Below are 24,980 nucleotides of genomic sequence, written 5' to 3'. Positions count from 1 at the left end.
CGGGGCCCAGCGCGGTGATGCCGATGCCGCCGGCCAGGCTGATGAGCGCCAGCCCGACGAGGACGGCCGGGGACAGCCCGGCGATCAGGATGCGGCGTCCGGGCCGGCGGAAGCGTGCGTGCGGCCGCGCTTCCGGTCGCCGGCGCGCAGGAGGTTGCTCGCGCCGGGCTTGCCGACGACCTCCTCGGCGAGCGCCGCGGCGGCGAGCGCGGAGTCCAGGTCGATCCCGGTGGCGACGCCCGAATCCTCCAGCAGGTAGACGAGCTCCTCGGTGGCGATGTTGCCGCTGGCGCCGGGGGCGAACGGGCAGCCGCCGAAACCGCCCACCGACGCGTCCAGCCACGTGACGCCCTCCTGCACCGCCGCCCACACGCGCACGCCAGGCCCGCGCCGCGCGTGTTGTGGAAGTGCGCACCCAACGGGAGCGGGGAAGCGGCAGTCGGAGTGAGCTCGGCGCGGATCCGGCGGAGGAGGGCCGTCACGCGGCCGGGCGTCGCGGTGCCGATCGTGTCCGCCACCGCCAGCGCGTCGGCCCCGCGCTCCAGCGCCCCGGCCGCCACCCGCACGGTGCGGTCCGGTTCGGTGGGGCCGTCGAACGGGCAGTCCCAGGCGGTGGCGATGATGACCTCGAGCCGGCCGCCCGCGCCGTGCACGATGTCCGCCACCTCGGATGTGCGTGCGAGCGCCTCGGCGGTGGTGGCCTTGACGTTGGCGCGGCTGTGCCCGTCGGCCGCGGAGACGACGTACTCGACGGCGGTGATGCCCGCGTCCACGGCGCGGCGTGCCCCGCCCGGGCTCGCGACGAGCACCGAGAACTCCGGTCCGGCATCGCCGAGAGCGAGGGCGGCCGAGGCCATCAGGTCCGCGTCGGCCATGGCGGGCACGGCCTTGGGTGAGACGAATGCGGTGAGCTCGATGCGTGGAACGCCCGTCGACGCAAGCGCCTCGAGCAGCCGCACCTTCGCCTCGGTGGGGAGAGGCGCCTCGTTCTGCAGGCCGTCGCGCAGGCCCACCTCGCGGATGCTCACGTGCTGCGGCAGTCCGTCCATCAGATCGTGTCCTCCTCACGTAGCGCCGCCCGCTGCTCCTCCGAGTATCCCAGCAGTCCGGCGTACACAGCGTCGTTGTCGCCGCCCGGCTCCGCCGATCCCGCGGTGCGCACGGACCCCGGGGTGCTGGAGAGCCGGGGAACCACGCCCGGGCCCAGCACCGCCTGGCCGATACGCGCGTCGTCGTGCTCGACGAACATGCCGCGGGCCCGCAGCTGGGGGTCTTCGACCACCTCGGCCACGGTGTTCACGGGCCCGACGACCACCTGGGCCTCGGTGAGCTCGTCGATGATCTCCTGCGCGGAGCGGCGCCCGGCCCACGCGCCGATGATCCCGTCGAGCTCGTCCTGATTGCGCCCGCGCGCCAGGTGGTCCCGGAATCGTGGGTCGTCCGCCAGCTCCGGGCTGCCCAGCGCGCCGCACAGCCGCCGGAACAGCGTGTCCTGGTTGGCGGCGATCACCACCCACTTGCCGTCGGACGAACGGTAGATGTTCGACGGCGCGATCCCGTCGAGCCGCGTGCCCGACGGCCCGCGCACCACGCCGCCGCGGTCGAAGTCGGGGATCGTCGACTCCTGCACCGCCAGGCACGCCTCGGTGAGCGCCACGTCCACCACCTGGCCGCGGCCGGTCGACTGCCGGGCCAGCAAGGCGGCGAGAATGCCCTGCGCGGCGAACATGCCGGCGAGCGTGTCGCCGATCGACAGCGACAGCCGCGGCGGCGGCTGGTCCGGGTAGCCGTTGAGGTGCCGCAGCCCGCTCACCGCCTCGGCCACCGAGGCGTATCCGGGGCGGCCGGCGAGCGGGCCCGTCTGCCCGTAGCCGGACACGCGGGCGAGCACGATCCCCGGATTGCGCGCGCTGAGCACGTCGTAGCCCAGTCCCCAGCGCTCGAGCGTGCCCGGGCGGAAGTTCTCCAGCACCACGTCGGCGTGCTCGACCAGGTCCAGCAGCACCGCGCGGCCGGCGTCGCCGCGCAGGTCGAGCGTGATTGACCGCTTGTTGCGCGCGTGCACGGTCCAGAAGAACCGGTGCCCGTCCTGCTCGGCGTTGCCCCAGGTGCGCAGCGGGTCGGGGCGGTCGGGCGCCTCGACCTTGATGACGTCGGCGCCCATGTCGCCCAGCAGGCGCCCCGCGAAGGGGCCGGAGATGAGCGTGCCGAGTTCGATGACGCGGTAGCCGTCGAGGGCCCCGGGGGTGTCGGTCACCTGTCCGCCTTCCGTCGTCGCCGCCTCGACGATACCGGCCGGCGAGCCCGGTCAGGAGGCGCAGTCCCCCGCGTCGGGAACCCCGTCGAGCCGGTCGTTCATCCACGTCAGCGCCTCGGGGGCCGCGATCGGCATGGCCGCCACGTGGTTGACGAGCGGGGCGATGTCCGGCGTCGGATAGTCGCGGAACGTCACCGTCCCGCCGAGGGAGCACCAACCATCGACCATGGTGCGCACAGTGCGCGCGGGGACGATGTCGTCGCCGTCGCCGGTGACCACGAAGACCGGCACACCAGGACGGATCGTGCCGATGGTCTGCGTGGCGACGACCGACTTGATCGGCTCGGTGCCCAGCAGCGACTCGATCGGCTGCCCGGAGGCGGTGAACTGCGTGCTGTGGGCGCCGCCGAACTCCTCCTCGGTGGCCGACGTGCACTGGGTGGCCACGTCGCGGAGCATTGCCCGCCCCCGGTCGTTCAGCTGCGCGTCCACCGACGGGACGATCTGCGGGTAGTCGGCCTCGAGGCCGTTGATCGCGTAGCCGATGGCCCCGGCCAGCCGGCTGCCGTCGACGCGGGAGGTGGTGACGGCGAGGTTCGCCGGCGGGGCGCCGGCGAACGCGCCGCGTACGCCCAGATCAGGTGCGTAGGCGTCCACCTGCTCGGCCGCCGAGGCCACCGCCCCGCCGCCCTGCGAATAACCCCACAGGCCCACCGGTGCGTCGGCCGGGATCTCCGGATCGTGGAGGTTCTTCGCGGCGCGGCCCATGTCCAGCACGGTGTGCGCCTGCGAGAGCCGGTTCATGTAGGTGTGGATGCCGGGGGTGCCCAGGCCCTCGTAGTCCGTGACCGCCACTGCGTAGCCCTGCACGAGGAACACGCCCGCCTGGGCCAGGTTGTCGACGGACCCGCCGCCGGGCATCCGCCGCGACGGCGCGCACTGGTCGCCCTGCCCCTGGGTGCCCGGCGCGATGACGACGAGCGGGCGCGGGCCGGGGCGCGTCCACGGCATGTCCGGGGCCATGACGGTGCCGCTGACGGCGATGGGGTCCCCATGCGTGTCGGTGGAGCGGTATAGGACCGTGGTGGCGTGCACAGGCAGGTCGAGACCGGCGAAATCGATGGTGGTGGGCCGCGCGCGCAGAACGTCGCCGGGACGGGTGCCGGCCAGGTCGGCGGGGGAGTCGTAGAAGGCGTCGGGTGCCGCCTGCGCCGGGGGGCCTCTGTGCGCGACCCGGCGAGCAGGCCGTTGAGCATGGTCTCCGGGCCGGACACGGGGGCGGCGGATGCGGGGACGGCGAGTGCTGCGGCGGCCGTGATGACGGTCGCGGTGGCCAGCGTTGTCAGAGGCGCAGCGAAGCGGGGGAGCGTGCGTGGGAATCGGGTGCGCATCCGGGATCCTTCCGCCGGGCACGTGGTGCATGTGCTGCGGCGATCCGCCGGGCTGGACCGTCGATGACGTGCCGTATGTCACGGTAGCGGAATTCTGGACGCACGTTCGTGAAACGGGGCGAATTGTGGTGGCGCGGCCCGCCCCGGGACGCGGCTCCGCCCCGGCGCCATGATCGGGTGCCGGGGCGGAGCGGGCCGTTCAGGTGGTGATCAGGCTCCGTGCGAGGCGCGGAGCATGTCCTCGCGCTCGACCACCTTGACGCGCTCTCGGCCCTCGTCCTCGCCGAGCCCGCGCTCGTACGCGTCGAGCTTGTACCAGCCGTCCCAGGTGGTGTACGGGTGGCCCTTGGCGTCGAGGAACTCGATGATCGCGTCCTCGCCGGTGTTCTCCGGCTGCGGCAGCCGGCCCGCGTCGAAGTCCTCGATGAGGCAGGCGACCGTCTCGTTGGCATCGCCCTTGGTGGAGCCGATGAGCCCCACGGGGCCGCGCTTGATCCAGCCGGTGACGTAGGTGGCGGTGAAGTGCGCGCCGTCGTCGCCGGTGACGCGGCCGGCCTCGTTGGGGATGGTGCCCGCCTGCTCGTCGAACGGCAGCTTGGCGATGTTCTGCGACAGGTAGCCCACCGCCCGGTACACCGCCTGCACCGGCCACTCGTTGAACCGGCCGGTGCCGCGCACGTTGCCGGTGCCGTCGAGCTCGGTGCGTTCGGTGCGCAGGCCGGCGACCCTGCCGTCCTCGCCGAGCACCTCCACCGGGTTCTCGAAGAAGTGCAGGTGGATGCGGTTCAGGCTCTCGCCGGGGTCACGCAGCGCGTAGTCCTGGATGATGTTGGCGACCTGGTCGACGATCTTCGAGTTGCGCCGGGCCACCGCGGAGGCCTCGTCGTAGTCGATGTCCTCCGGGTCGACGATGACCTCGATGTTCGGCGAATGGTTGAGCTCCTTGAGCTCCAGCGGCGTGAACTTGGCCTGCGCCGGGCCGCGGCGGCCGAACACGTGCACGTCGGTGGCCTTGTTGGCCTTGAGCCCGTCGTAGACGTTGGCGGGGATCTCGGTGCGCAGCAGCTCGTCGCCGGTCTTGGCCAGCACACGGGCCACGTCGAGGGCCACGTTGCCCACGCCGAGCACCGCCACCGACTCGGCGTCCAGCGGCCACTCGCGCGGCACGTCGGGGTGTCCGTCGTACCAGGAGACGAAGTCGGCCGCACCGTAGCTGCCGTCGAGGTCGATGCCCGGGATGTTCAGCGGCCGGTCGGCATTGGCGCCGGTGGAGAAGATCACCGCGTCGTACATCGAGTGCAGGTCGTCGAGGGTGACGTCGCTGCCGTAGTCGATGTTGCCGAGCAGGCGGACCTGCGGCTTGTCGAGCACCTTGTGCAGTGCCGAGACGATGCCCTTGATGCGCGGGTGGTCGGGGGCGACGCCGTAGCGGATGAGGCCGAACGGTGCGGGCATGCGCTCGAAGAGGTCGATGCTCACGCCACAGCCACAGGTCGCGGTATCGGATTTCATCAGGGCGTCTGCGGCGTAAATGCCAGCAGGCCCTGCTCCAATGATTGCGACACGCAGTGGACGATTCACTTCAGACCCTTTTGTCGAGTTGGCGGTTCTATGGACATTCCAGTCTAGGGCACCGAAGGCTTACCTTTGTGATAGAGGTGACACTTGTCTCCCGGTTTCAGGTGCGTGAGTGGCATCACATCGACCGGTGCGGGGCGCGCGGCCAACCCTGCGATGCGTGGCCGCCGCGCGCGGTGACACACTGGAACCGGCCCGGCCCGAGGTGCGCGGTGGGGCGCGAAACGTGATGCGGGATGCAGATGGAATGCACGGGCGGGAGGCTCCGGTGATGGCGGATGGGACGAACCCGCAGGGGGCCGGCTACGCGGGCGATGTGACGCCCGCCCGCGCCTGGGAAATGCTCGGCGACGATCCGCGCGCCGTCCTCGTGGACGTCCGCACCGGTGCGGAGTGGCAGTTCGTGGGCGTTCCCGACCTGTCCGCGCTGGGGCGCCGCACACGGTTCGTCGAGTGGATCGACTACCCGTCGGGCGCGCCCAACCCGCGGTTCGGAGAGCAGCTGCACGCCGAGGTCGCGGCCGAGCGGGGAGCCGTGCCGGGCGGCGACGCGGACGGCGCGGCGTCGCCGGTCCTGTTCCTGTGCCGCTCCGGGCAGCGGTCCATCGGGGCCGCCATCGCGGCCACCGGCGCGGGCCTGGGGCCCGCCTACAACGTTCTCGAGGGGTTCGAAGGCGGACTGGACGCCCAAGGGCACCGCGGCAGCGCCGGATGGCGCGCGGCCGGCCTGCCCTGGTGTCAGTCCTGACCGCTCCCGACCCCGCGGCGGCCGCAGCGTTCCGGCTGTCCTCGACGCCGCACTCCTGACGCCCACTGTTCTTCCCGGCCCGCCGAGACGGCCGGGCCGACCCGCCCCACGGAGGCAGCGACGATGTCCGATCAGCCCGCGCACGACCAGAACCCGCCCCGGCTCCCCGACGGGGTGCGCCCCGCCACCGTCGGCATCCGCGGCGGGGTGATGCGCTCGCAGTACCAGGAGACGGCCGAGGGGCTGTACCTGACGTCCGGCTACGTCTACGAGAGCGCGGAGGCCGCCGAGCGCGCGTTCACCGGCGAGGACCAGCGCTTCGTGTACTCGCGCTACGGCAACCCCACCGTGGAGATGTTCCAGGAGCGCATGCGCCTGCTCGACGGCGCCGAAGCCTGCTATGCCACCGCCACCGGCATGTCCGCGGTGTTCACGGCGCTGGCCGCGCTGTGCGGGAGCGGCGACCGGCTCGTCGCGTCGCGCAGCCTGTTCGGCTCGTGCTTCGTGATCTGCAACGAGCTGCTGCCGCGCTGGGGCGTCGAGACGGTGTTCGTCGACGGCACCGACCTGGACCAGTGGCGCGAGGCGCTCTCGAAGCCCACCAAGGCCGTGTTCTTCGAGACGCCGTCCAACCCGATGCAGGAGATCGTCGACGTCCGGGCGGTCTCCGAGATGGCGCACGCGGCCGGCGCCACCGTCGTCCTCGACAACGTCTTCGCCACCCCCGTGCTGCAGAACAGCCTGGAGCTGGGCGCCGACGTCACGGTGTACTCCGGCACCAAGCACATCGACGGCCAGGGGCGCGTGATGGGCGGGGCCATCCTGGGATCCGAGGAGTTCATCGGCGGGCCGGTCAAGCACCTGATCCGCCACACCGGCCCGTCGCTGAGCCCGTTCAACGCCTGGACCCTGGTCAAGGGACTCGAGACCATGGCGATGCGCGTCGAGCGGATGGCGGCGAGCGCGCTCGAGATCGCCGGGCTGCTCGAGGCGCACGAGGCGGTCAAGTGGGTCAAGTACCCGTTCCTGCCGTCGCACCCGCAGTACGAGCTGGCCCGCTCGCAGATGACCGGCGGCGGATCGGTGATCACCTTCGAGCTCGACGCCGCCGAGGGGCAGGGCAAGGCGCGCGCCTTCGAGTTCCTCAACCGGCTGCGCATCCTCGACATCTCCAACAACCTGGGCGACGCCAAGTCCATGACCACCCACCCCGCCACCACGACGCACCGCGCCATGGGCTCGGAGGGGCGCGCCGCCATCGGGATCACCGACGGTGTGGTGCGGCTGTCCGTGGGTCTCGAGGACGTGCGCGACCTCAAAGAGGACATCGCGCAGGCGCTGGGCTGACGTCCGGCGGCACGAACTTCACATTCTGTGGCCCCCGGATGGTGGGAAACCCTCATCCGGGGGCCACAGAATGTGAAGCAGGTGTCACAACCGGGCCTGCCCCCCCTGAGAACACCGGCGGGGCCGCGGACGGCCGGCGGGTAAACTGCCGTCCGGCCGGCGCCGCCGGTCGCCGTGGGTGCCAGTGAAGTCCGGTGCGATGCCGGCGCTGTCCCGCAACTGTGAAGCCGACGCCGCGCGGATGCGCTCGAGGCGAGTCGGATGAGCCAGGTCAGCTGGCCCGCGGCCACACGACGCCCCTCGGATGAAGGAACGGCTCTGTGCTCCACCACCGTCTTGTTCACTCCCGTCGCGCGGCGCTGCGCATGTGCGCCCTGGTCATCGCGCTGCTGCTGGGCATGGTGCTCACGGCGTGCGGATCGGGCGCGGAAGATCCGGCCGGCGGTTCCGGCGGCGACGCCCCCGGGGCAGCGGCGGAGGCGCCCGGCTCCCCGGGCGACGCGCCGCAGCGGATCGTCTCGCTGAGCCCGTCGGCCACCGAGATCCTCTACGCGGTGGGCGCGGGCGATCAGGTGGTGGCGGTGGACGACCAGTCGGACTATCCGCAGGGCGTGCCCACCACCGACCTGTCCGGCTACACCCCCAACCTCGAGGCCATCCTGGGCTACCAGCCGGACCTCGTGGTGTTCTCCGACGACAACGGCGACCTGAAGTCCGGCCTGGACAGGGTGGGCGTGCCGTACCTGCAGCTGCCCGCGCCCGGCGATATCGAGGGCGCCTACGAGCAGTTCGCACAGGTGGGCGTCGTCACCGGGCACGCCGACGAGGCGCACGAGCTCGTGGGGGAGGTGCGCGAGCAGATCTCCGCGGCGATCGACGCCGCGGGCGGCGCGGGCGAGGGGCTCACCTACTTCCACGAGCTCGACCCGACCCTCTACACCGTCACCTCCGCGTCGTTCATCGGGCAGGTGTACTCGCTGTTCGGTCTGCAGAACATCGCGGACGCCGCGTCCGGCGCGGGTGCGTATCCGCAGCTGCAGCCGGAGTTCGTCGTCTCGGCGAATCCGGACCTGATCTTCCTGGCCGACGCCCAGGCGGGCGGCGAGTCACCGGCCTCGGTGGCGCAGCGGCCCGGGTGGGCCGGCGTGACGGCGGTGCGCGACGGGCAGGTGCATGCGCTCGACGCCGACATCACCAGCCGCTGGGGGCCGCGGATCGGTGACCTGGCCCAGCGCATCGCGCAGATCCTCGCGGACCGGCCGGGCACGTGACGGCCACGGCGGCCCGCCCCGGCGGTGTCGTCGCGCGCCGGAGTCGCGGGCGCGGCGCGGCCATCATCGCGGCCGCGGCGGCGGTGACCTTCGCGGTGCTGTTGACGGCCACGCTCGTCGGCGCATCGGGCCTGTCGCCGTCATCCGTGCTGGCCGAACTGGCCGACGCGCTGCCGCTGGTGCACATCGATTCCGGTCTCACCACGCAGCAGCAGGCCATCCTGTGGCAGATCCGGTTGCCGCGGGTGGTGCTCGGCGCGCTGGTGGGGGCGACCCTCGCCGTGGCCGGGGCCGCCTACCAAGGCGTGTTCCGCAATCCGCTGGCCGACCCGTACCTGTTGGGCGTCTCCAGCGGCGCCGGGCTGGGTGCCACGGTGATGATCGTGGCGGGTGCCGCCGGTGCGGGCATGGGTTCGCTGGGCGTGCCGGTGGCGGCGTTCGCCGGGGGCATCGTCGCCGTCGCCGCCACGTATCTGCTGGGCCGCAGCGTGGGCGGGGGCCGGGGCGAGGTGGTGATCATCCTCGCCGGGGTGGCCGTCGCGGCATTCGCCAACGCCGCGCAGACGTTCGTGCAGCAGCGCTACCAGGATTCGCTGCAGAGCGTGTACGCATGGCTGCTCGGACGGCTGAGCACCGACGGCTGGTCCGACGTCACCCTGGTGCTGCCGTACGTGGCGGTGACGATCGCGGTGATCCTGCTGTTCCGGCGCACGCTCGACGTGATGTCGGTCGGCGACGTCGAGGCGGCCAGCCTGGGCATCCGCCCGGCGCGGGTGCGGCTGCTGCTCGTCGCGGTCGCCACGCTCGGCACGGCCGCGGTGGTGAGCGTGAGCGGGCTCATCGGGTTCGTCGGCATCGTGGTGCCGCACGCGGTGCGCCTGGTCGTGGGGCCCGGGCACCGGCTGCTGCTGCCGCTGTCGGTGCTGGCCGGTGCGTCGTTCCTGGTGCTCGCCGATGTCGTGGCGCGCACGATCATGTCGCCCGCGGAACTGCCGATCGGCGTGGTGACGGCCGCCATCGGGGCGCCGTTCTTCCTCGTGGTGCTGCGGCGCGGCACGGGGATGCAGTGACGGCGGGGGATTCGGCCGTCGCCTGCGCGGGCCTGACTGTGGCGCGCGGCGGTGCGACGGTGGTGGACGACGTGACGCTCACGATCGGCCGGGGCGCATGGGTCTCGGTGGTGGGCCCCAACGGCGCCGGCAAGACGACGCTGCTGCACGCGTTCGCCGGGCTGCTCACGCCGGCGGGCGGCACCGCGGCGGGGGGAACGGTGACCGGCGCGGTGACGGTGGCGGGCGCCGACCCGCGCAGGACCCGGCGCCGGGCGATGGCGCGCAAGGTGGCGCTCATGCCGCAGCGGCCGGTGGTCCCGGAGGGGATCACGGTGGCCGAGCTGGTGTCGCTGGGCCGCACCCCGCATGTGCCCCGGTTCGGGGTGGAATCGGCGGCGGACAAGGCGGCGGTGGCGCGGGTCCTGCGGCGGCTCGATCTGGAGGAGTTGGCACCCCGGCAGGCCGCGCAGCTCTCCGGCGGCGAGCTTCAACGGGTGGTGCTGGGGCGGGCGCTGGCCCAGCAGCCGGAGGTGCTGCTGTTGGACGAGCCGACCAGCGCCCTCGACATCGGACACCAGCAGCAGGTGCTGGATCTGGTGGAATCGTTGCGGGCCGACGAGGGGATCACGGTGGTGGCCGCGATGCACGACCTCACCCTGGCCGCCCACTACGGTCGACGCATGGTGATGATGGCCGACGCCCGGGTGATCGCCGACGGCGCGCCCGAGGACGTGCTCGAACCTGCGCGGATCGGCCGCGTGTACGGCGCCCGCGTCGAGGTGCTGCGGCGGGGCGGCACCGTGGTGGTGCTGCCGGAGGGGCTGGGCGCCGGGGCTGTCGGGCGTGCGGCGCGCGGGACGGCGGAATGAGCGGCGGGGAGATGCGAGACGGCGGGGAGGTGGTGCTGCTGGGCAGCGGCGCCGCCGACGGGTGGCCCAACCCTTTCTGCGAGTGCGCGTCGTGCCTCGCCGCGGCCGGGTCGGGGCGGGTCCGCGGGCAGACGTCGGCACTGGTCGACGGCCGGCTTCTGCTCGACTGCGGGCCGGAGACCCCGCGCAGCGCGGTGCGTGCAGGACGGTCGCTGGCGGGGGTGCGACACCTGCTGCTGACCCACTCGCACCCGGATCACCTGGGGCCCGCGGCGTTGCTGTTCCGGCACTGGGCAGGCCGCCGCGACCCCTTGGACGTGGTGGGCCCGGCCGACGTCGTCGCGCAGTGCCGGCCGTGGGCGGCGCCCGACGATCCGGTGCGGTTCATCGAGGTCGCAGCGGGCGACGAGGCGGTGCTGGGGGAGCCGGACGGTGCGCGCTACCGGGTGCGGGTGCTCGCGGCCGACCATGCTGTGTGGATAGCCGGAGACGCGGTGCTCTACGACGTGGCACGGGAGGGCGCGGTCGGCCGCATCCTGTGGGCCACGGACACCGGGCCGCTGCCCGATCCGACGGTGCGGGCGGTGGCGGGGGCCCGATTCGATGCGGTGTTCCTGGACGAGACCTTCGGCGACCGCACCGACCTGGACGGCGGGCACCTGAACCTCGCGACGTTCCCGCGCGTGCTCGCGGAGCTGCGGCAACGCGGGGCCGTCGTCGAGGGCACGCAGGTGGTGGCCGTGCACCTGAGCCACCACAATCCGCCGCCGGACGAGCTGGACCGGCGGCTGCGCCCGTGGGGGGTCCGCGCGGGGGAGGACGGGATGGTCGTGCCGGTGCCGGGCGTGGAACGTCGGGAGGACGTCGTCGGACACCGCCGGACCCTGGTGCTGGGCGGTGCGCGGTCGGGCAAGTCCACGCTGGCCGAGGAGGCGCTGGCCGACAGTGCCGACGTCACCTACCTGGCCACCGGTGGCGCCGGCCGTGACGATCCCGAGTGGCTGGAGCGGGTGGCCGCGCACCGCGAGCGGCGCCCCGGAACGTGGCGCACCGTCGAGACGACCGATGTGGCCGGGCTGCTGCGGTCGGCGACGGGCCCGGTGCTGCTGGACTGCCTGGGCACGTGGCTGACGGCGCGCATCGACCTGCACTCGGCGTGGGAGGGCGGGCCGCTCGAACGGGTCGAGGCCGATATCGACGAGCTCGTGGCCGCGTGGCGCGCGTGCCCGGCGCCGGTGGTGGCGGTGAGCAACGAGGTGGGCAGCGGCGTGGTCCCCGCGACCGCCTCGGGACGGCTGTTCCGCGACCTGCTCGGCCGGCTCAACGCGCGCATCGCCGCCGCGTCCGACGAGGTGCTGCTGGTGGTGGCGGGGCTGCCGGTGCGGCTGCGCTGACGGCGCCTCGCCCGGCGGTACGTTTTTCGGTGATCGCGCGGCGATTTCCACCGAAGAACGTACCGAGCGGTAGGGAGTCGCGGGTCTCGGGGAGGACAGCTGCCTAGAAGCGCACCCCGAACCGGCGGCCCAGGATCCGCTCGGTCACCGACTCGGGCAGCATCCGCTTGAGCGCGAACGCCGCCCGCGAGCCCCCGCCCACCGCATACAGCGGCCGGGGCCGCCGCGCACGGATCGCGTCCATGATCTGCGCGGCGACCTCCTCGGCGGGGATGCCGGCGGCCTCGCGCGCGTCCAGACGCGCGATCACCCGCCGGTACTGCTCCTCGAACACCGAGCCGGGCCGCACCAGGTGGGTGCGGCGCTCGCTGATGCCGGTGTTGATCGAGCTGGGCTCCACGGTGGTCAGCCACACCCCGTACGGCGCGAACTCGGCCCGGGCGGCGGACGCGAACGTGCGGACGGCCGCTTTGGACGCGCAGTACGACGAGCGGTAGGCCAGAGGCAGGCTGCCCAGCATCGACCCGACCATGACGACGCGTCCGTACCCGCGCTCGCGCATGCCGGGCAGCACCTGCTGGCTCAAGCGCACCGCGCCGAGCACGTTGATCCGGAACAGCCGCTCGAGGTCGTCCGGCAGCAGCTCCTCGAACGGCCCCGACTGGCTCTCGCCCGCGTTGTTGACGAGCACGTCGACGGGGCCGGCCTGGGCGGCGCAGCGCTCGATGGATGCAGTGTCGGCGAGGTCGAGCGGCAGGTAGTGCACCCCGGGCACGCGGGCGTCGTCGGGCAGGTTCTGCGGTGCACGTCCGGTGCCGTACACGGTGTAGCCGGACGCGACGAGGGCGCGTGCCGTCGCCAGGCCGATGCCCGACGAGGCCCCCGTCACCAGTGCGGTGCGGTGCCGATGCGGTGCGGTCATGGGTGGTCCCTCCTGCGGGCGGCGTCGGGGTGTCGTCAATGGGATTCTGGCAGCAGCGGGCCGGCCGCCGCGCGTCGTCGCGTATTCCGGTGAGCAAGTGGCGGCGCGTGGTCCGCGGGCGTCGATGGTTGAATCGAGGCTGACTGTCATCGGCGAGGAGGATCTGGACATGGCGAAGCGCCCGCTCAAGCTCGGCTACAAGGCGTCTGCGGAACAGTTCGATCCGCGTGAACTCGTGGAGATCGCGGTGGCGGCGGAGCGCCACGGGATGGATTCGGCGACGGTGTCCGACCACTTCCAGCCGTGGCGGCACGAGGGCGGGCACGCGCCGTTCTCGCTGGCGTGGATGGCCGCGGTGGGCGAGCGCACCGAGCGCCTGCAGCTGGGCACGTCGGTGATGACGCCGACCTTCCGCTACAACCCGGCGGTGGTGGCCCAGGCGTTCGCCACCATGGGCTGCCTTTTCCCGGGCCGGGTGATGCTGGGCGTGGGCACCGGCGAGGCGCTCAACGAGATCGCCACCGGATACAAAGGCGAATGGCCGGCGTTCAAGGAGCGCTTCGCCCGGCTGCGCGAGTCGGTGCGCCTCATGCGCGAGCTGTGGACCGGCGACCGCGTGGACTTCGACGGCGAGTACTACTCGACGTCCGGCGCCTCCATCTACGACGTGCCCGAGGGCGGCATCCCCGTCTACATCGCGGCGGGCGGCCCCGTCGTCGCGCGGTACGCCGGGCGTGCGGGCGACGGCTTCATCTGCACTTCCGGCAAGGGCATGGAGCTCTACACCGACAAGCTCATGCCCGCCGTCGCGGAGGGTGCGGCCAAGAAGGAGCGCGACGTCGACGAGATCGACAAGATGATCGAGATCAAGATCTCCTACGACACCGACCCGGACATGGCGCTGGAGAACACCCGCTTCTGGGCGCCGCTGTCGCTCACCGCCGAGCAGAAGCACTCCATCGACGACCCGATCGAGATGGAGCGGGCCGCCGACGCGCTGCCCATCGAGCAGATCGCCAAGCGATGGATCGTCGCCTCCGACCCGGACGACGCGGTGGAACAGGTGCGCCAGTACATCGACGCCGGCCTGAACCACCTGGTGTTCCACGCGCCCGGCCACGACCAGCGGCGGTTCCTCGAGCTGTTCGAGCGCGACCTGGCGCCGCGCCTGCGCGCGCTGAGCTGACGCCGGGCACCCCCGGATCGGGGGACCGGGCGGATGGCGCGCGCCACTAGTCTCAATGCCGCGCAGTTAGTTGTCGTGTCTGGTGTCAATGATGCCCGGTAGGTGTGTCGTGATGCGGGTCCGATAGTTCGTGCGGTCGACGTTGCCTTTCGCGCGGTGTTTGGAGATGGCCCGTTTCGTGACTCTGGGGCTCGAGCGTGATCGGCGGGCGGGCATGACCGCTGCCAGTGCTGCTCGCCCGATGCGGCCGGTCAGGTCGGTGCAGGGCCCGGCGAGGATGAGACCCGCATCGTGGATAGCGTCGCGGGCGGTGGTCAGGGCGATGGTGAAGCTGAGCCGGTCGGGAGCGATGTCGCCGGCGGCCAGGGCGGTGTCGGCGATCGCGGTGCGCAGCGCCTGGTGGACGATCAGGACGGCGTAGACCTCCTGGGCGACGCCGGCCGGGGTGCGTGCTCGCAGGACCCGGCCCGCGAGGATCGTCGCTTTGGTCTCCCGGTAGCTGGTCTCGATCTCCCATCGCTGGTGGTAGAGCTGCACGATCTGCCGTGCGGGGTAGCGGTCCGGGTCGGTCAGCGTGGTGATCAGACGGTAGGTGCCGGTGCGCCGGCCGCCGGCCGGGTCGAGATCGACGGTGATCTGGGCGTCGATCAGGCGCACCCGCAGATCGCCGATGGCCACGATCTGGGTGCCGTCGTCCAGGCGCTCGAGGACCTCGAACCTGCGGGCGTTCTTGCACCGTATGAGCAGGTCTGCGCCGGTGGCGGCGAACTGCTCGATCAGGGCGGCGGCGGCGAAGTTGCGGTCGCCCAGCAGCAGCATGCCGGGGCGCAGACTGTTCGTCAGGGCGGGGGCGTAGGTGGTCTCCCCGGCCCGGTAGGAGCCGAACACGGCGTCGATGACCGTGCGGGTGCCGCATGCGACGATGCTCACCAGCCGCAGCATCGGGTATCCGGCCGGTGCGTCAGGGCGGCCGGACTGGCGGCCGAACGCGCCGGTGTTGGCGCCGGTGTCCGCCACGAACATCGTGGTGCCGTCGATCGCGCACACCAGCAGGCCCCGCCAGCGCGAGGACCCGGCCGCCGGGCCGCGGACCAGGTCGAACAGTTCGGCAAGCGGGCCGGTGCCGATCCGCCGGAACGCCTGGGACAACGCCGAGCTACCGGGCGTGGTCAGGCTCAGGCCGGCGCCGCGGGCCAGGCGCGCCAGTACCTGCTGGTAGCCCACGCCAGTGAACAGCACCCCCGCGAGCAGCACGTACATCACCACCCGGGTGGGCAGGCGGCGCACCCGTTTCTGCGCCGCTCCGGCAGCCTCGATCGCCGCGTCGACCAGATCGAATGACACGATCCGGGTCAACTCGCCGAGATGACCCGCGGCGAAGGGATCCGCCGGCGCGGGCAGCGGGGCAGGGATGACAGACTGGGACGGCAACGGAACTCCTTTGGTAGCAGGGCGTCTTGTGAGGACACCCCTTGCCTACCGTGGAGTTCCGTTGCTCTTCGCCCGACACGCCGCAGTCACACTTGCCACACCAGCCACACCACTAACTGCGCGGCATTGCCACTAGTCTGGGGTGATGCCCTCTGAGTCTCCTTCAGCCGCGCCGCCGCGCCCGGTCTCCGAGTCCCCGGCGCCGAGCGTCTTCCTCGCCTCGGCCGAGGGGAACACCGGCAAGTCGGCGATCGCGCTCGGCCTGCTGCACCTGCTCGCCGAGTCGGGCGCGCGGGTGGGCGTGTTCCGGCCGATCACCCGCAGCGCGGACGGTCCCGACCGCATCCTCGAGCTGCTCGTGCGGCACGCGACGGCCAGCCTCGACTACGCCGACTGCGTCGGCGTCACCTACGACCAGGTGCACGCCGACCCGGAGGCGGCGCTGAGCGAGATCGTCGCCCGCTACCACGAGGTGCGGGCCTGCTCCGACGCCGTCGTCATCGTGGGCAGCGACCACACCGACGTGGTCAACCAGTCGGAGCTCGCCTACAACGCGCGCATCGCCGTCAACCTGGGTGCGCGGGTGCTGCTGGCGGTGAGCGGGCACGACCGGGAGCCGGGGGCGACGGCGGAGCTCGCGTCGCACAGCATCGCCGAGATCCGCTCGGCGCAGGCGCACGTGGTGGGCGTCGTGGCCAACCAGTGCGATCCGGACGGCCTCGACGCGATGGTGGCAGCGCTGCGCGGCACCGGGCTGCCGGCCTGGGCGCTGCCGGAGGTGCCGGTGTTGTTCGCGCCGACGATGGCCGAGCTGTGCACCGCGGTGGGCGGCACCGTCTACGCGGGCGACCCGGCGCTGCTCGCCCGCGAGGCCACCAGCGTGATGGTGGGCGGCATGACGGCCGAGCACATCCTGGAGCGCATCACCGAGGGGCAGGTGGTGATCGTGCCCGCCGACCGTTCGGACGCGCTGCTGGCGTTGGTGGCCGCCCACGAGGCCGAGGGGTTCCCGTCGCTCGCGGGCATCGTGCTCAACGGCGGACTGCAGCCCCACCCGGCGATCGACGCTCTGGTCAAGGGCACCAAGCCGCGGCTGCCGCTCATCCGCTGCGAGCAGGGCACGTTCGCCACCGCGGCCATCGCGTCGCAGACCCGCGGCCAGATGACCCCGTCGTCGCTGCGCAAGGTGGACACCGCGCTGGACCTGATGGAACGGCACGTCGACGGCGAGGCGCTGCGCGACCTCATGCGGGTGGACATTCCGCAGATCGTGACGCCGCAGATGTTCCAGTTCCGGTTGCTGGCGCGGGCCCGTGCCGACCGGCGCCGCATCGTGCTGCCCGAAGGCGACGACGATCGGATCCTGCGCGCCGCCGGCCGGCTGATCCGGCGCGGCATCGTCGACCTGTCGATCCTCGGCGACGAGACCCGCGTGCGCCAGCGCGCCGCGGAGCTCGGTCTGGAGCTCGACGGTGCGCAGGTGATCGATCCGGCGTCCTCCACGCTGCGGCACGGTTTCATCACGGAGTACGCGCGGCTGCGCGCGCACCGGGGCGTCACCGAGGACGTGGCCGCGGAGGTGATGCGCGACTCGTCGTATTTCGGCACGATGATGGTGCACATGGGCGCGGCCGACGGCATGGTCTCCGGTGCCGCGCACACCACCGCCCACACGATCCGCCCCGCGTTCGAGATCATCAAGACGCTGCCGGACGTGTCCACGGTGTCGTCGATCTTCCTGATGTGCCTGGCGGACAGGGTGCTCGCCTTCGGCGACTGTGCGGTGGTGCCCGACCCCACCGCCGAGCAGCTCGCGGACATCGCCGTCTCGTCGGCGCGCACGGCGGCGCAGTTCGGCATCGACCCGCGCGTGGCGATGCTGTCGTACTCGACGGGCGAATCGGGCTCGGGCGCCGACGTCGACAAGGTGCGCGCCGCCACCGCGCTGGTGCGCGAACGGGGCACCGGGCTGCCCGTGGAGGGGCCCATCCAGTTCGACGCGGCCGTCGAACCGTCGGTGGCGGCGGCCAAGATGCCGGAGTCGGCGGTGGCCGGGCGGGCGACGGTGCTCGTCTTCCCGGACCTCAACACGGGCAACAACACCTACAAGGCGGTGCAGCGGACGGCGGGGGCGGTGGCCATCGGGCCGGTGCTGCAGGGGCTGCGCAAGCCCGTCAACGACCTCTCGCGCGGCGCGCTGGTGGAGGACATCGTCAACACCGTGGCGATCACCGCGATCCAGGCGCAGGTGTCCGGCCGCGCCTCCGACCCGACGGAAGGGGCTGGCCGATGAGCCGCCTTGTGCTCGTGATCAACTCGGGATCATCGTCGATCAAGTACGAATTGGTCGACGTGGCCGGCGAACGTGCCGTCGCGTCCGGTCTGGTCGAGCAGATCGGCGAACCGCAGGGCCGGCTCACCCACGAGTACGACGGGCGCACCAGCGAATGGCGGGGCGAGATCACTGACCACACGCACGGGCTGACACTGGCCTACCGCACGTTCGCCGAGACCGGGGCTGGACCTGGACGAGGCGGGCGTGGCGGCCGTCGGTCATCGGATCGTGCACGGCGGCAAGGTGTTCACGCAGCCCACACTCATCACGCCCGAGGGTGGTCGAGACCATCGATCGGCTGGCCGACCTCGCACCCCTGCACAACCCGGCGAACATCATCGGCATCGAGGTGGCCCGCGAACACTTCCCCGACGTGCCGCACGTGGGCGTGTTCGACACCGGCTTCTTCCACACGCTGCCCCCCGCGGCCGCCGCCTACGCCATCGACGCGGACGTGGCAGAGGAATACGGAGTGCAGCGCTACGGGTTCCACGGCACCTCGCACGAGTACGTCAGCGAGGAGACGGCACGGCTGCTGGGGCGGCCCCGCGACGAGGTCAACACCATCGTGCTGCACCTGGGCAACGGGGCGTCGGCCTCGGCGGTGCGCGGCGGCGTGGCGGTGGAGACGTCGATGGGGCTCACGCCGCTCGAGGGGCTCGTCATGGGCACCCGTCCCGGAGATGTGGACCCGGGGGTGCTGCTGCACCTGGGCCGGCACGCCGGGATGGACATCGCCGACATCGACGAGCTGCTCAACCGGCGCTCGGGGCTCAAGGGGCTCAGCGGCGTCAACGACTTCCGCACCGTCACCGAACGACGGGAGGCCGGTGATCCGCGTGCGGCGCTCGCCTACGACGTGTACGTGCACCGGCTGCGCAAATACGTCGGCGCCTACATGGCGGTGCTCGGACGCGTCGACGCGATCACGTTCACCGCCGGCGTCGGCGAGAACGCCGCATCCGTGCGCGAGGACGCGCTGGCCGGGCTCGAAGGGTACGGCATCGAGGTGGACCCGGCCGTCAACCGCGTGCGCGGCGACCACGGACGGGTGGTCTCGACCGCCGCATCGAAGACCGCGGTGCTGGTGGTGCCGACGAACGAGGAGCTCGCCATCGCGAAGGCCGCCTGGGAGTTCGTGGAGTAGTCGTCGCGCGGGGCGTTTTTCGGTGGAATCCGGGCGCGGAGCACCGAGGAACATACCGAGCGCGGTGGCGCCGTGGCGCGCCGGCGGTTCACCCGGGCAGGCCGGCGTGGAACCGGTCGATCACCGGCCACGTGTGCGCACTCGCCCCGCTGCCGGCGACCATGCCCAAATGGCTGCCCGGGACAGTCTCGACCCGTACCCGCGGCGAGCCGGTGAGCACGTCGGCGGCGGCCGCGACGCTGGCCGCGGGCGCCAGCACGTCGGTGTCGCCGCAGATCGCGAGCACCGGCACCCGCAGGTCGGCCAGCTCTACCTCGTGTCCGCCCATGCGCACGCGCCCTGATGCGAGCGCGTTGCCCATGATGAGGTTCTTGTGCATCTGGGTGTAGAAGCGTGCCGGGTACCCGGGCATTCCTGCCATGAACCGGTCGATCGCCTCCATCTGGGCGAGCGCCGTGGTGTCGGTGAGGTTGTTGGCGATGAACCACGGCCGCGTCAGCTCCCGGGTCAGCGCCGTCGAGCGGTAGCTGAGCTTGACCAGCGGCGAGGGGATGCCGCCGGCGGTGCGCACCACTCCGCCGACCACCGGCAGCGGCGCGAGCGAGCCCAGGGCGCGCAGCGGCGCGATGGACGGGTTCTTCGCGTAGTCGATGGGCGTGCCCATGGCGACGATGGACCGGATCGGCAGCTCGGGGTAGTGGGCGGCGGTGAGCAGGGAGAGCGTGCCGCCCAGGCTCCAGGCGACGAGGTCCAGTGTGGGATCGGCGGCGGCAGGGCCGTTGTCCGCGTCGCGCAGCACCGCTCCGATCGCGGTGGGGATGATGCGGGCGAACCAGTCGTCGAAGCCCATGTCACGGTCGGCGTACCGGATGCGGCCGTAGTCGACGACGTAGACGGGCCGGCCCGATTCGACGAAGTGCGCGGCCAGGCTCTGCCCCGGTCGCAGGTCGTAGCAGTCGATGGACACGGCCAGCGGGGGCACCAGCAGGACCGGCGCCCCGTCCGCCCCCGGCGCGCTGTACCGGCGGACGGTGCAGTGGTGCGCGTCGTGGACCACGGTGGACGGCAGCGGCGCCGGCCGCTCGATGCCGTTGCCGAACGGCGTCAGCGCCCACGCGTTGCGGGCCGCCAGCGTGAGGGCCGCGGTGCGGGTGCCGCGTTCCTGCGGGCCACGTGCGTCGCGCTGCGGGGCGAGCGTCGCTGTCATTTCGGCTCCGATCTCGTCTGCTCCGGCCGGGAACACCAGTATTGTATCCGTGAACAATAGTACTGCCTGTGTGACCCCCGGCACGACGTGGCAGACTCGCGTGTGATCGGACTCCACCCATGATCGAGAACACCCACCCACCCTGATCGAGAACAGAGGTGCACTGATGCGCGTCGGCATGACCCTCAACTACAGCGGCGGATTCGCCGAGACGGCCGCCGAGGTGGCGGACCTGGAACGGGCGGGACTCGACATCGCCTTCGTCCCGGAGGCGTACTCGTTCGACGCGGTCAGCCAGTTGGGGTTCCTCGCGGCACGCACCACGCGCCTGGAGCTGGCGTCGGGGATCCTGCAGATCTACACGCGCACGCCCACGCTCACCGCGATGACCGCCGCCGGGCTGGACTACGTCTCCGACGGGCGCTTCACCCTGGGGCTCGGCGCCTCGGGGCCGCAGGTCATCGAGGGCTTCCACGGCGTCAAGTACGACGCACCGTTGGGGCGCACCCGCGAGATCATCGACATCTGCCGTCAGGTGTGGCGTCGTGAGAAGGTGCAGCACCAGGGCAAGCGATACCGGATCCCGCTGCCGGCCGACGAGGGCACCGGGTTGGGCAAGTCGCTCAAGCTGATCAACCACCCTGTGCGCGAGCGGATCCCCATCGTGCTCGCGGCCCTGGGGCCCAAGAACGTCGAGCTCACCGCGGAGCTGGCCGAAGGCTGGCAACCGATCTTCTTCTACCCGGAGAAGGCGCAGGATGCATGGGGCGACGCGCTGGCGGCCGGCAAGGCCAAGCGCGATCCGTCGTTGGGCGAGCTCGAGGTGTATGCGGGACCGGCGGTGGCCATCGGCGACGACGTGGACCACATGCACGACTGGGTGCGCCCGCACCTGGCGCTCTACATCGGCGGCATGGGCGCCAAGGGCAAGAACTTCTACAACACGCTGGCCACCACGTACGGCTTCGGCAAGGAGGCCGAGGTGGTGCAGGACCTCTACCTGGCCGGCAAGAAGGAGGAGGCCGCGGCGGCGATTCCGGACGAGCTGGTGCGGGCCGTCAACCTGATCGGGCCTGAATCGTATGTGCGCGAACGGGTCGCGGCGTTCGCCGAGGCCGGCGTGACCACGCTCAACGTGGCCCCGATGGCGGCGGACGCGGCCGGGCGGGTGGCGCTGATCGAGAAGCTGCGGGGCATCTGCGACTGAGGGCCCTTCCCGGGGCCCCGGCCTACGCTCCCAGGGCCGGGCCGATGACGGTGAACCAGGACTCGCGCAGTTCGGCCTCGAACAGTCCCCAGGTGTGGGCCCCGCGGTCGCGGTGGACGAACGTGTGCGGCACGCCCACGTCGTCGAGCCGGCGGGAGAACGCGGCGGTGCACGCATCGGCGATCGCCTCGACGGCCCCGCCGCCGGTGGCCGCGCCGAAGAGCTGGTAGGGCGCCAGCGCGTCGACCTCCCCGGGGATGCCCGATGCGGAGCCCAGGTAGACGGCGGTGCCGCGCAGCTCGCCGGCCCGGGCGAACTGGTCGTGCGCGGCCCAGCTGGCGCTGCCGGGCGGCCCCCACATGTTCGAGGCGCTCCCGCCGCCGGCGAGCACCACCGACGACACCTGCGCGGCGCCGAACATGCCGCCGTTGATGGGGCAGCCGCTGTACGCGCCCGCGGCCTGGTAGAGCTCCGGCGCCTGGATCGCGAGGTCGATGGCGGGGCCCGCCGACATGGACAGGCCTGCAATGGCGTTGCGGCCGGTGGTCGCGAACTCGGCGTCGATGGCGGGCGGGAGCTCGCGTGTCAGGTAGGTCTGCCACTGGTTGGCGCGTGCGGGTCCCAGGACCGGGTCGTCGAATCGCCAGTCCGTGTACTCGCTGAACGGGCCGCCGATGGGGGTGACGACGGTGACGTTCTTGTCCGCGAAGAACTGCTCGTAGGCGGAGTCGTTCCGCCAGGAGACGCCGTCCGTGCCGCCCTTGACGCCGCCGAGCAGGTACAGCACCGGAGCGGGGCCGCCGCCCGGGGGACGCAGGACGGTGTTGGAGATGACGCGGTCCATGCTGGGGGAGTACACGTCCACCTGCAGGACCTGCGGCCCGAGGTTGCTGACGCCGGTGACGTGCGCGGGCGGCGCGGCACCGGCCGGTGCCGCGGCGAGTACGGCTGTGAGTGCGGCTGTGACCGCGACGAGCACGGTGAACAGGGTTCGGACGGCGGCGGTACGGGTCTGCGTTGTGTGAGTCCGCGTCATCGTGCACCCCGATTCGATCGAAGAGGCCGGCGCGATTCCCCGGTGCCGGACGGTGCCCTTGAGACTGTGCACTGTACGGCACCGGGCGGCGCCCCGCAGCTCGAAGCGGGTCGACCGTATTGTTCCAGCCTCCCGTGTCCGTCGGGGCGGTCCGCCCGCCGTCTGGCCGACCCGCGCACCGTCTGTGCAACCCGCGCACGCGATATCGGCCATGCGGCGGGAAACGGTGCTCGCCTCGGCGGGATCTGCGGCGCCGGCGGTTCCCCTACACCCAGGTACGGGGCCGGACCCGGTTGGCCAGGTCCACCAGCCGGTAGCGGCGCTGGTTCTCGCGGACGGACCGCGCCAGGGTGCGCAGCGTGCGCTCGGTGTCGGTGCGCAGCCCGTGCTCGGTGAACCGGGTCCCCAGGAAGTGGGTGTGCTTGGGGGTGCGGCCGTGGCGCAGCCATTCGAGCGCGATCCCCATCGCCAGCGCGCGCAGCTGCAAGGTGCGCCTGTCGTCCGCGGGCAGCAGCTCGATGCGCCTGCCGGCGTCCTCGAGCTGGTCGTCGGTGATCGAGGTGACCGCGCGCTGGTCGATGAGCGTGAGCACCGCCGTCATCTGCGCCTCGTCGCGGTGCCGTGAGCTGACCGGCACCTGGTCCAATGCGGCGACGGCGCCGGTGATGTCGCCGCGCTCCACCAGCTGCCGGGCCAGGCCGAAGGCGGCGGCCACCACTGCGCGGTCGGCCTGCCACAGGCGCCGGTAGTAGCGTTCGCCCAGCCCGCGCCATGCGTCGGGCGCGTCGCTCTCCCACGAGTCGAGGACGATCTCCGCGGTGGCGGCGGCGGCGAGCTTGGGGGCCGCTTCGCCGGGCAGCGCGGTGAGCACGGCGTCGAACGAGGTGAAAGCCTCCTGGTAGTCGCCGGACTGCAGTCGCGCGACCCCGCCGAGCCAGTCGAACCGCCAGTCGGGCATCCGCTCGGCACGCAGCCTGTCGAGCAGGTCGAGCGCGTGGTCGGGTTCGCCCAGATCGAGGAATGCGCGCACCTCGGCCAGCGGGATCTCGATGCTGTCGTGCACGGCGGGGTCGTCGTCGTCGCGCACCCGGCGCAGCATGTCGAGGACCTCTTCCGGGCGGCTGTGCACGGTGGACGCCAGGCGCGTCGCGGCCGGGTCGTCGGCGGGGACGAGCGGCACCGGGAGCGCCTGGGCGACGGTGGCGGGACGCACCCGCGGTTCCTCGGCGTGTTCGTCGACGAGCCTGTCGGTGCGGGCGATGGCGAGGTCGGTGCCGAACGTGGTGCGCGGCGGGCTGAACAGCGACGACATCGCGGGGTGGGGCGTGCCGGTGTGGGCGGAGACGATCTCGCGGAGGACCCCGCGCAGGTCTCCCGCCAGCGCCTGCGCGCTCGGGTAGCGGTTGTGCGGCTCGGGGTCGGTGCAGCGCATGAGCAGCCGGTAGAAGAACTCGTGCTCGGCGAACAACGGCTCCTCGGAGGGGCGGGGGATGCCGTCGACGTAGCGCCCTTTGTCCTTGGCGATGTCGACGGTGAGCACGGCCAGGGTGCGGCCGACGGTGAAGATGTCGGTGGCCGGGGTGGGGCCGGTCTCCATGATCTCGGGGGCCTGGAAGCCCTGGGTGCCGTAGATGTACCCGTAGTCGCCGATGCCCGCGACGGCGCCCATGTCGATGAGCTTCACCTGGTCCTCGCCCACCATGATGTTGTCCGGTTTGAGGTCGTTGTAGACGAGGCCGCTCGAGTGCATGTATTCCAGCGCGGGCAGGATCTCGAGGACGTACGCGATGGCATGTTCGAGCGGCATGTGCTCGTCGCCGGACGAGCGTTTGAGGGTGGTGCCGCCGATGAACTCCATGACGATGTAGCCCACCGGGGTGCCGTCCGGCCGGGGGTGCTCGACGAAGTTGAAGATCTTCACGATGCTCGGGTGGGTCAGCTCGGCGAGGAACTCGCGCTCGGCCACCGCCACCGCCTGCGCGGACGGGTCCTGCGAATGCAACAGGCCCTTGAGCACCACCCACCGGTCGCTGACGTTGCGGTCCATCGCCAGGTAGATCCATCCGAGCCCGCCGTGCGCCAGGCACCCGCGCACCTCGTACTGCCCGGCGATGAGGTCCCCGGGCTGGAGCATGGGCGTGAAATCGAACGGCGCGCCGCACGTGCCGCAGAGCCCGGCCACCGGGCCGGCGCCGGCCGCGGTGGCGCGCCCCACCGGTTGCCCGCAGGTGCCGCAGTACCTCTTGCCCTCCGCCACGACGGGGCTGTCGAGCAGCGCAGTTTCGGGGTCCGTCTGCTGCACGATCGGAACCTCGACGAGGCCGCCGGCCAGCCGGGCGGAACCGGTGCGCGCGCGTGCACGCCGCCGGCCCGCGGTGGTGGCGGACCCGGGCGACGCCCAGGACGGTGCCGTCCCGGAACGCAGCGACCCTTGCGTTCCGGAGCCGTCCGGGCTTCCGTCAGGGCGGCGCTCGGAGCCGCGCGTCGGCTCGTCGCGCAGCGAGGGGGCGGTGGCGCCGGGGTCTCCGGGCCGGTCCGCGGCTCTGGTGCTCATACCGCCCAGCCTGTCACCTCGGCGCGCGGCCGTGGCCGTTCCCACGTT

At 72.3% G+C, this 24,980-nt stretch carries 17 protein-coding genes, 2 pseudogenes and 1 riboswitch; of the genes and pseudogenes, 10 read left to right on the top strand and 9 right to left on the bottom strand.

From position 1 onward, the window contains the following. Positions 1-84: 84 nt before the first annotated feature. The 4 genes and pseudogenes from H4F70_RS17175 to H4F70_RS17160 form a co-directional block, all read right to left on the bottom strand. Positions 85-1,049, bottom strand: a pseudogene (locus tag H4F70_RS17175) (hydroxymethylglutaryl-CoA lyase). Continuing rightward, on the bottom strand, positions 1,049-2,257 hold the full coding sequence (locus tag H4F70_RS17170; RefSeq protein WP_182358079.1) for a CaiB/BaiF CoA transferase family protein: 1,209 nt from the start codon (positions 2,255-2,257) through the stop codon (positions 1,049-1,051). The pseudogene H4F70_RS17175 and the gene H4F70_RS17170 overlap by 1 nt, the downstream one beginning before the upstream one ends. 51 nt (positions 2,258-2,308) lie before the next feature. Continuing rightward, entirely contained in the window at positions 2,309-3,352 is a 1,044-nt protein-coding gene (locus H4F70_RS17165; protein ID WP_182358078.1) for a lipase family protein, read from the bottom strand. 506 nt (positions 3,353-3,858) lie between these two features. Beyond that, the gene (locus H4F70_RS17160; protein WP_182358077.1) at positions 3,859-5,229 is read right to left on the bottom strand and encodes an FAD-dependent oxidoreductase; all 1,371 of its coding nucleotides are present in this window, start codon (positions 5,227-5,229) and stop codon (positions 3,859-3,861) included. Between the two features lie 268 nt (positions 5,230-5,497). Between H4F70_RS17160 and H4F70_RS17155 the strand changes: the two genes are divergently transcribed. The 6 genes from H4F70_RS17155 to cobU all read left to right on the top strand — a co-directional run bounded on the left by H4F70_RS17155 (position 5,498) and on the right by cobU (position 11,907). After that, positions 5,498-5,974 carry a rhodanese-like domain-containing protein gene (locus tag H4F70_RS17155; RefSeq protein WP_182358076.1) on the top strand — a complete coding sequence of 159 codons (477 nt, stop codon included), beginning with the start codon at positions 5,498-5,500 and terminating at the stop codon, positions 5,972-5,974. Positions 5,975-6,097: 123 nt separating this feature from the next. After that, the gene (locus H4F70_RS17150) at positions 6,098-7,321 is read left to right on the top strand and encodes an O-succinylhomoserine sulfhydrylase (RefSeq protein WP_182358075.1); all 1,224 of its coding nucleotides are present in this window, start codon (positions 6,098-6,100) and stop codon (positions 7,319-7,321) included. 183 nt (positions 7,322-7,504) lie between these two features. Next, a riboswitch (cobalamin riboswitch) is annotated at positions 7,505-7,598 on the top strand. Between the two features lie 88 nt (positions 7,599-7,686). Further along, the gene (locus tag H4F70_RS17145) at positions 7,687-8,592 is read left to right on the top strand and encodes an ABC transporter substrate-binding protein (RefSeq protein WP_182360486.1); all 906 of its coding nucleotides are present in this window, start codon (positions 7,687-7,689) and stop codon (positions 8,590-8,592) included. A gap of 62 nt (positions 8,593-8,654) precedes the next feature. After that, positions 8,655-9,662, top strand: a complete 1,008-nt coding sequence (locus H4F70_RS17140; protein ID WP_182360485.1) for a FecCD family ABC transporter permease — start codon at positions 8,655-8,657, stop codon at positions 9,660-9,662. Further along, a complete protein-coding gene (locus H4F70_RS17135; protein ID WP_182358074.1) occupies positions 9,659-10,513 on the top strand; it encodes an ABC transporter ATP-binding protein in 855 nt (284 codons plus the stop codon). Before H4F70_RS17140 ends, H4F70_RS17135 begins: the two co-directional genes overlap by 4 nt. A gap of 11 nt (positions 10,514-10,524) precedes the next feature. Continuing rightward, on the top strand, positions 10,525-11,907 hold the full coding sequence (cobU, locus tag H4F70_RS17130; protein ID WP_235681187.1) for a bifunctional adenosylcobinamide kinase/adenosylcobinamide-phosphate guanylyltransferase: 1,383 nt from the start codon (positions 10,525-10,527) through the stop codon (positions 11,905-11,907). Positions 11,908-12,010: 103 nt separating this feature from the next. Here cobU and H4F70_RS17125 read toward each other — a convergent pair whose 3' ends face one another. Beyond that, positions 12,011-12,829: an SDR family oxidoreductase gene (locus H4F70_RS17125; RefSeq protein WP_182358072.1), complete on the bottom strand. Its 819-nt coding sequence runs from the start codon at positions 12,827-12,829 to the stop codon at positions 12,011-12,013. A 169-nt stretch (positions 12,830-12,998) separates the two neighbouring features. Between H4F70_RS17125 and fgd the strand changes: the two genes are divergently transcribed. Then, positions 12,999-14,015: a glucose-6-phosphate dehydrogenase (coenzyme-F420) gene (fgd, locus tag H4F70_RS17120; RefSeq protein ID WP_182360484.1), complete on the top strand. Its 1,017-nt coding sequence runs from the start codon at positions 12,999-13,001 to the stop codon at positions 14,013-14,015. Between the two features lie 66 nt (positions 14,016-14,081). On the opposite strand, the gene H4F70_RS17115 is transcribed toward fgd, so the two are convergent. Beyond that, a complete protein-coding gene (locus tag H4F70_RS17115; RefSeq protein ID WP_220471713.1) occupies positions 14,082-15,446 on the bottom strand; it encodes an IS4 family transposase in 1,365 nt (454 codons plus the stop codon). Positions 15,447-15,591: 145 nt separating this feature from the next. On the opposite strand from H4F70_RS17115, the gene pta reads away from it, so the two are divergent. Then, a complete protein-coding gene (gene pta, locus H4F70_RS17110; RefSeq protein WP_182358071.1) occupies positions 15,592-17,739 on the top strand; it encodes a phosphate acetyltransferase in 2,148 nt (715 codons plus the stop codon). Beyond that, positions 17,736-18,928, top strand: a pseudogene (locus H4F70_RS17105) (acetate kinase). The gene pta and the pseudogene H4F70_RS17105 overlap by 4 nt, the downstream one beginning before the upstream one ends. Before the next feature lie 88 nt (positions 18,929-19,016). On the opposite strand, the gene H4F70_RS17100 reads toward H4F70_RS17105, so the two are convergent. Then, on the bottom strand, positions 19,017-20,135 hold the full coding sequence (locus tag H4F70_RS17100) for an alpha/beta hydrolase (protein ID WP_235681186.1): 1,119 nt from the start codon (positions 20,133-20,135) through the stop codon (positions 19,017-19,019). A 166-nt stretch (positions 20,136-20,301) separates the two neighbouring features. Here H4F70_RS17100 and H4F70_RS17095 point away from each other — a divergent pair, with 166 nt between their 5' ends. After that, positions 20,302-21,342 carry an LLM class F420-dependent oxidoreductase gene (locus H4F70_RS17095; protein WP_182358070.1) on the top strand — a complete coding sequence of 347 codons (1,041 nt, stop codon included), beginning with the start codon at positions 20,302-20,304 and terminating at the stop codon, positions 21,340-21,342. 22 nt (positions 21,343-21,364) lie between these two features. Here the strand turns inward: H4F70_RS17095 and H4F70_RS17090 are convergent, their stop codons facing one another. Beyond that, positions 21,365-22,378: an alpha/beta hydrolase gene (locus H4F70_RS17090; RefSeq protein WP_182358069.1), complete on the bottom strand. Its 1,014-nt coding sequence runs from the start codon at positions 22,376-22,378 to the stop codon at positions 21,365-21,367. Positions 22,379-22,643: 265 nt separating this feature from the next. Continuing rightward, positions 22,644-24,932, bottom strand: coding sequence for a serine/threonine-protein kinase (locus H4F70_RS17085; protein WP_182358068.1), 2,289 nt, complete (start codon positions 24,930-24,932; stop codon positions 22,644-22,646). Between the last annotated feature and the right edge of the window lie 48 nt (positions 24,933-24,980).

This window comes from Tomitella gaofuii, assembly GCF_014126825.1.
Taxonomy (GTDB): domain Bacteria; phylum Actinomycetota; class Actinomycetes; order Mycobacteriales; family Mycobacteriaceae; genus Tomitella; species Tomitella gaofuii.
Note: the sequence above shows the minus strand (reverse complement) of the source record. Positions and strands in the feature narration are given on the sequence as shown.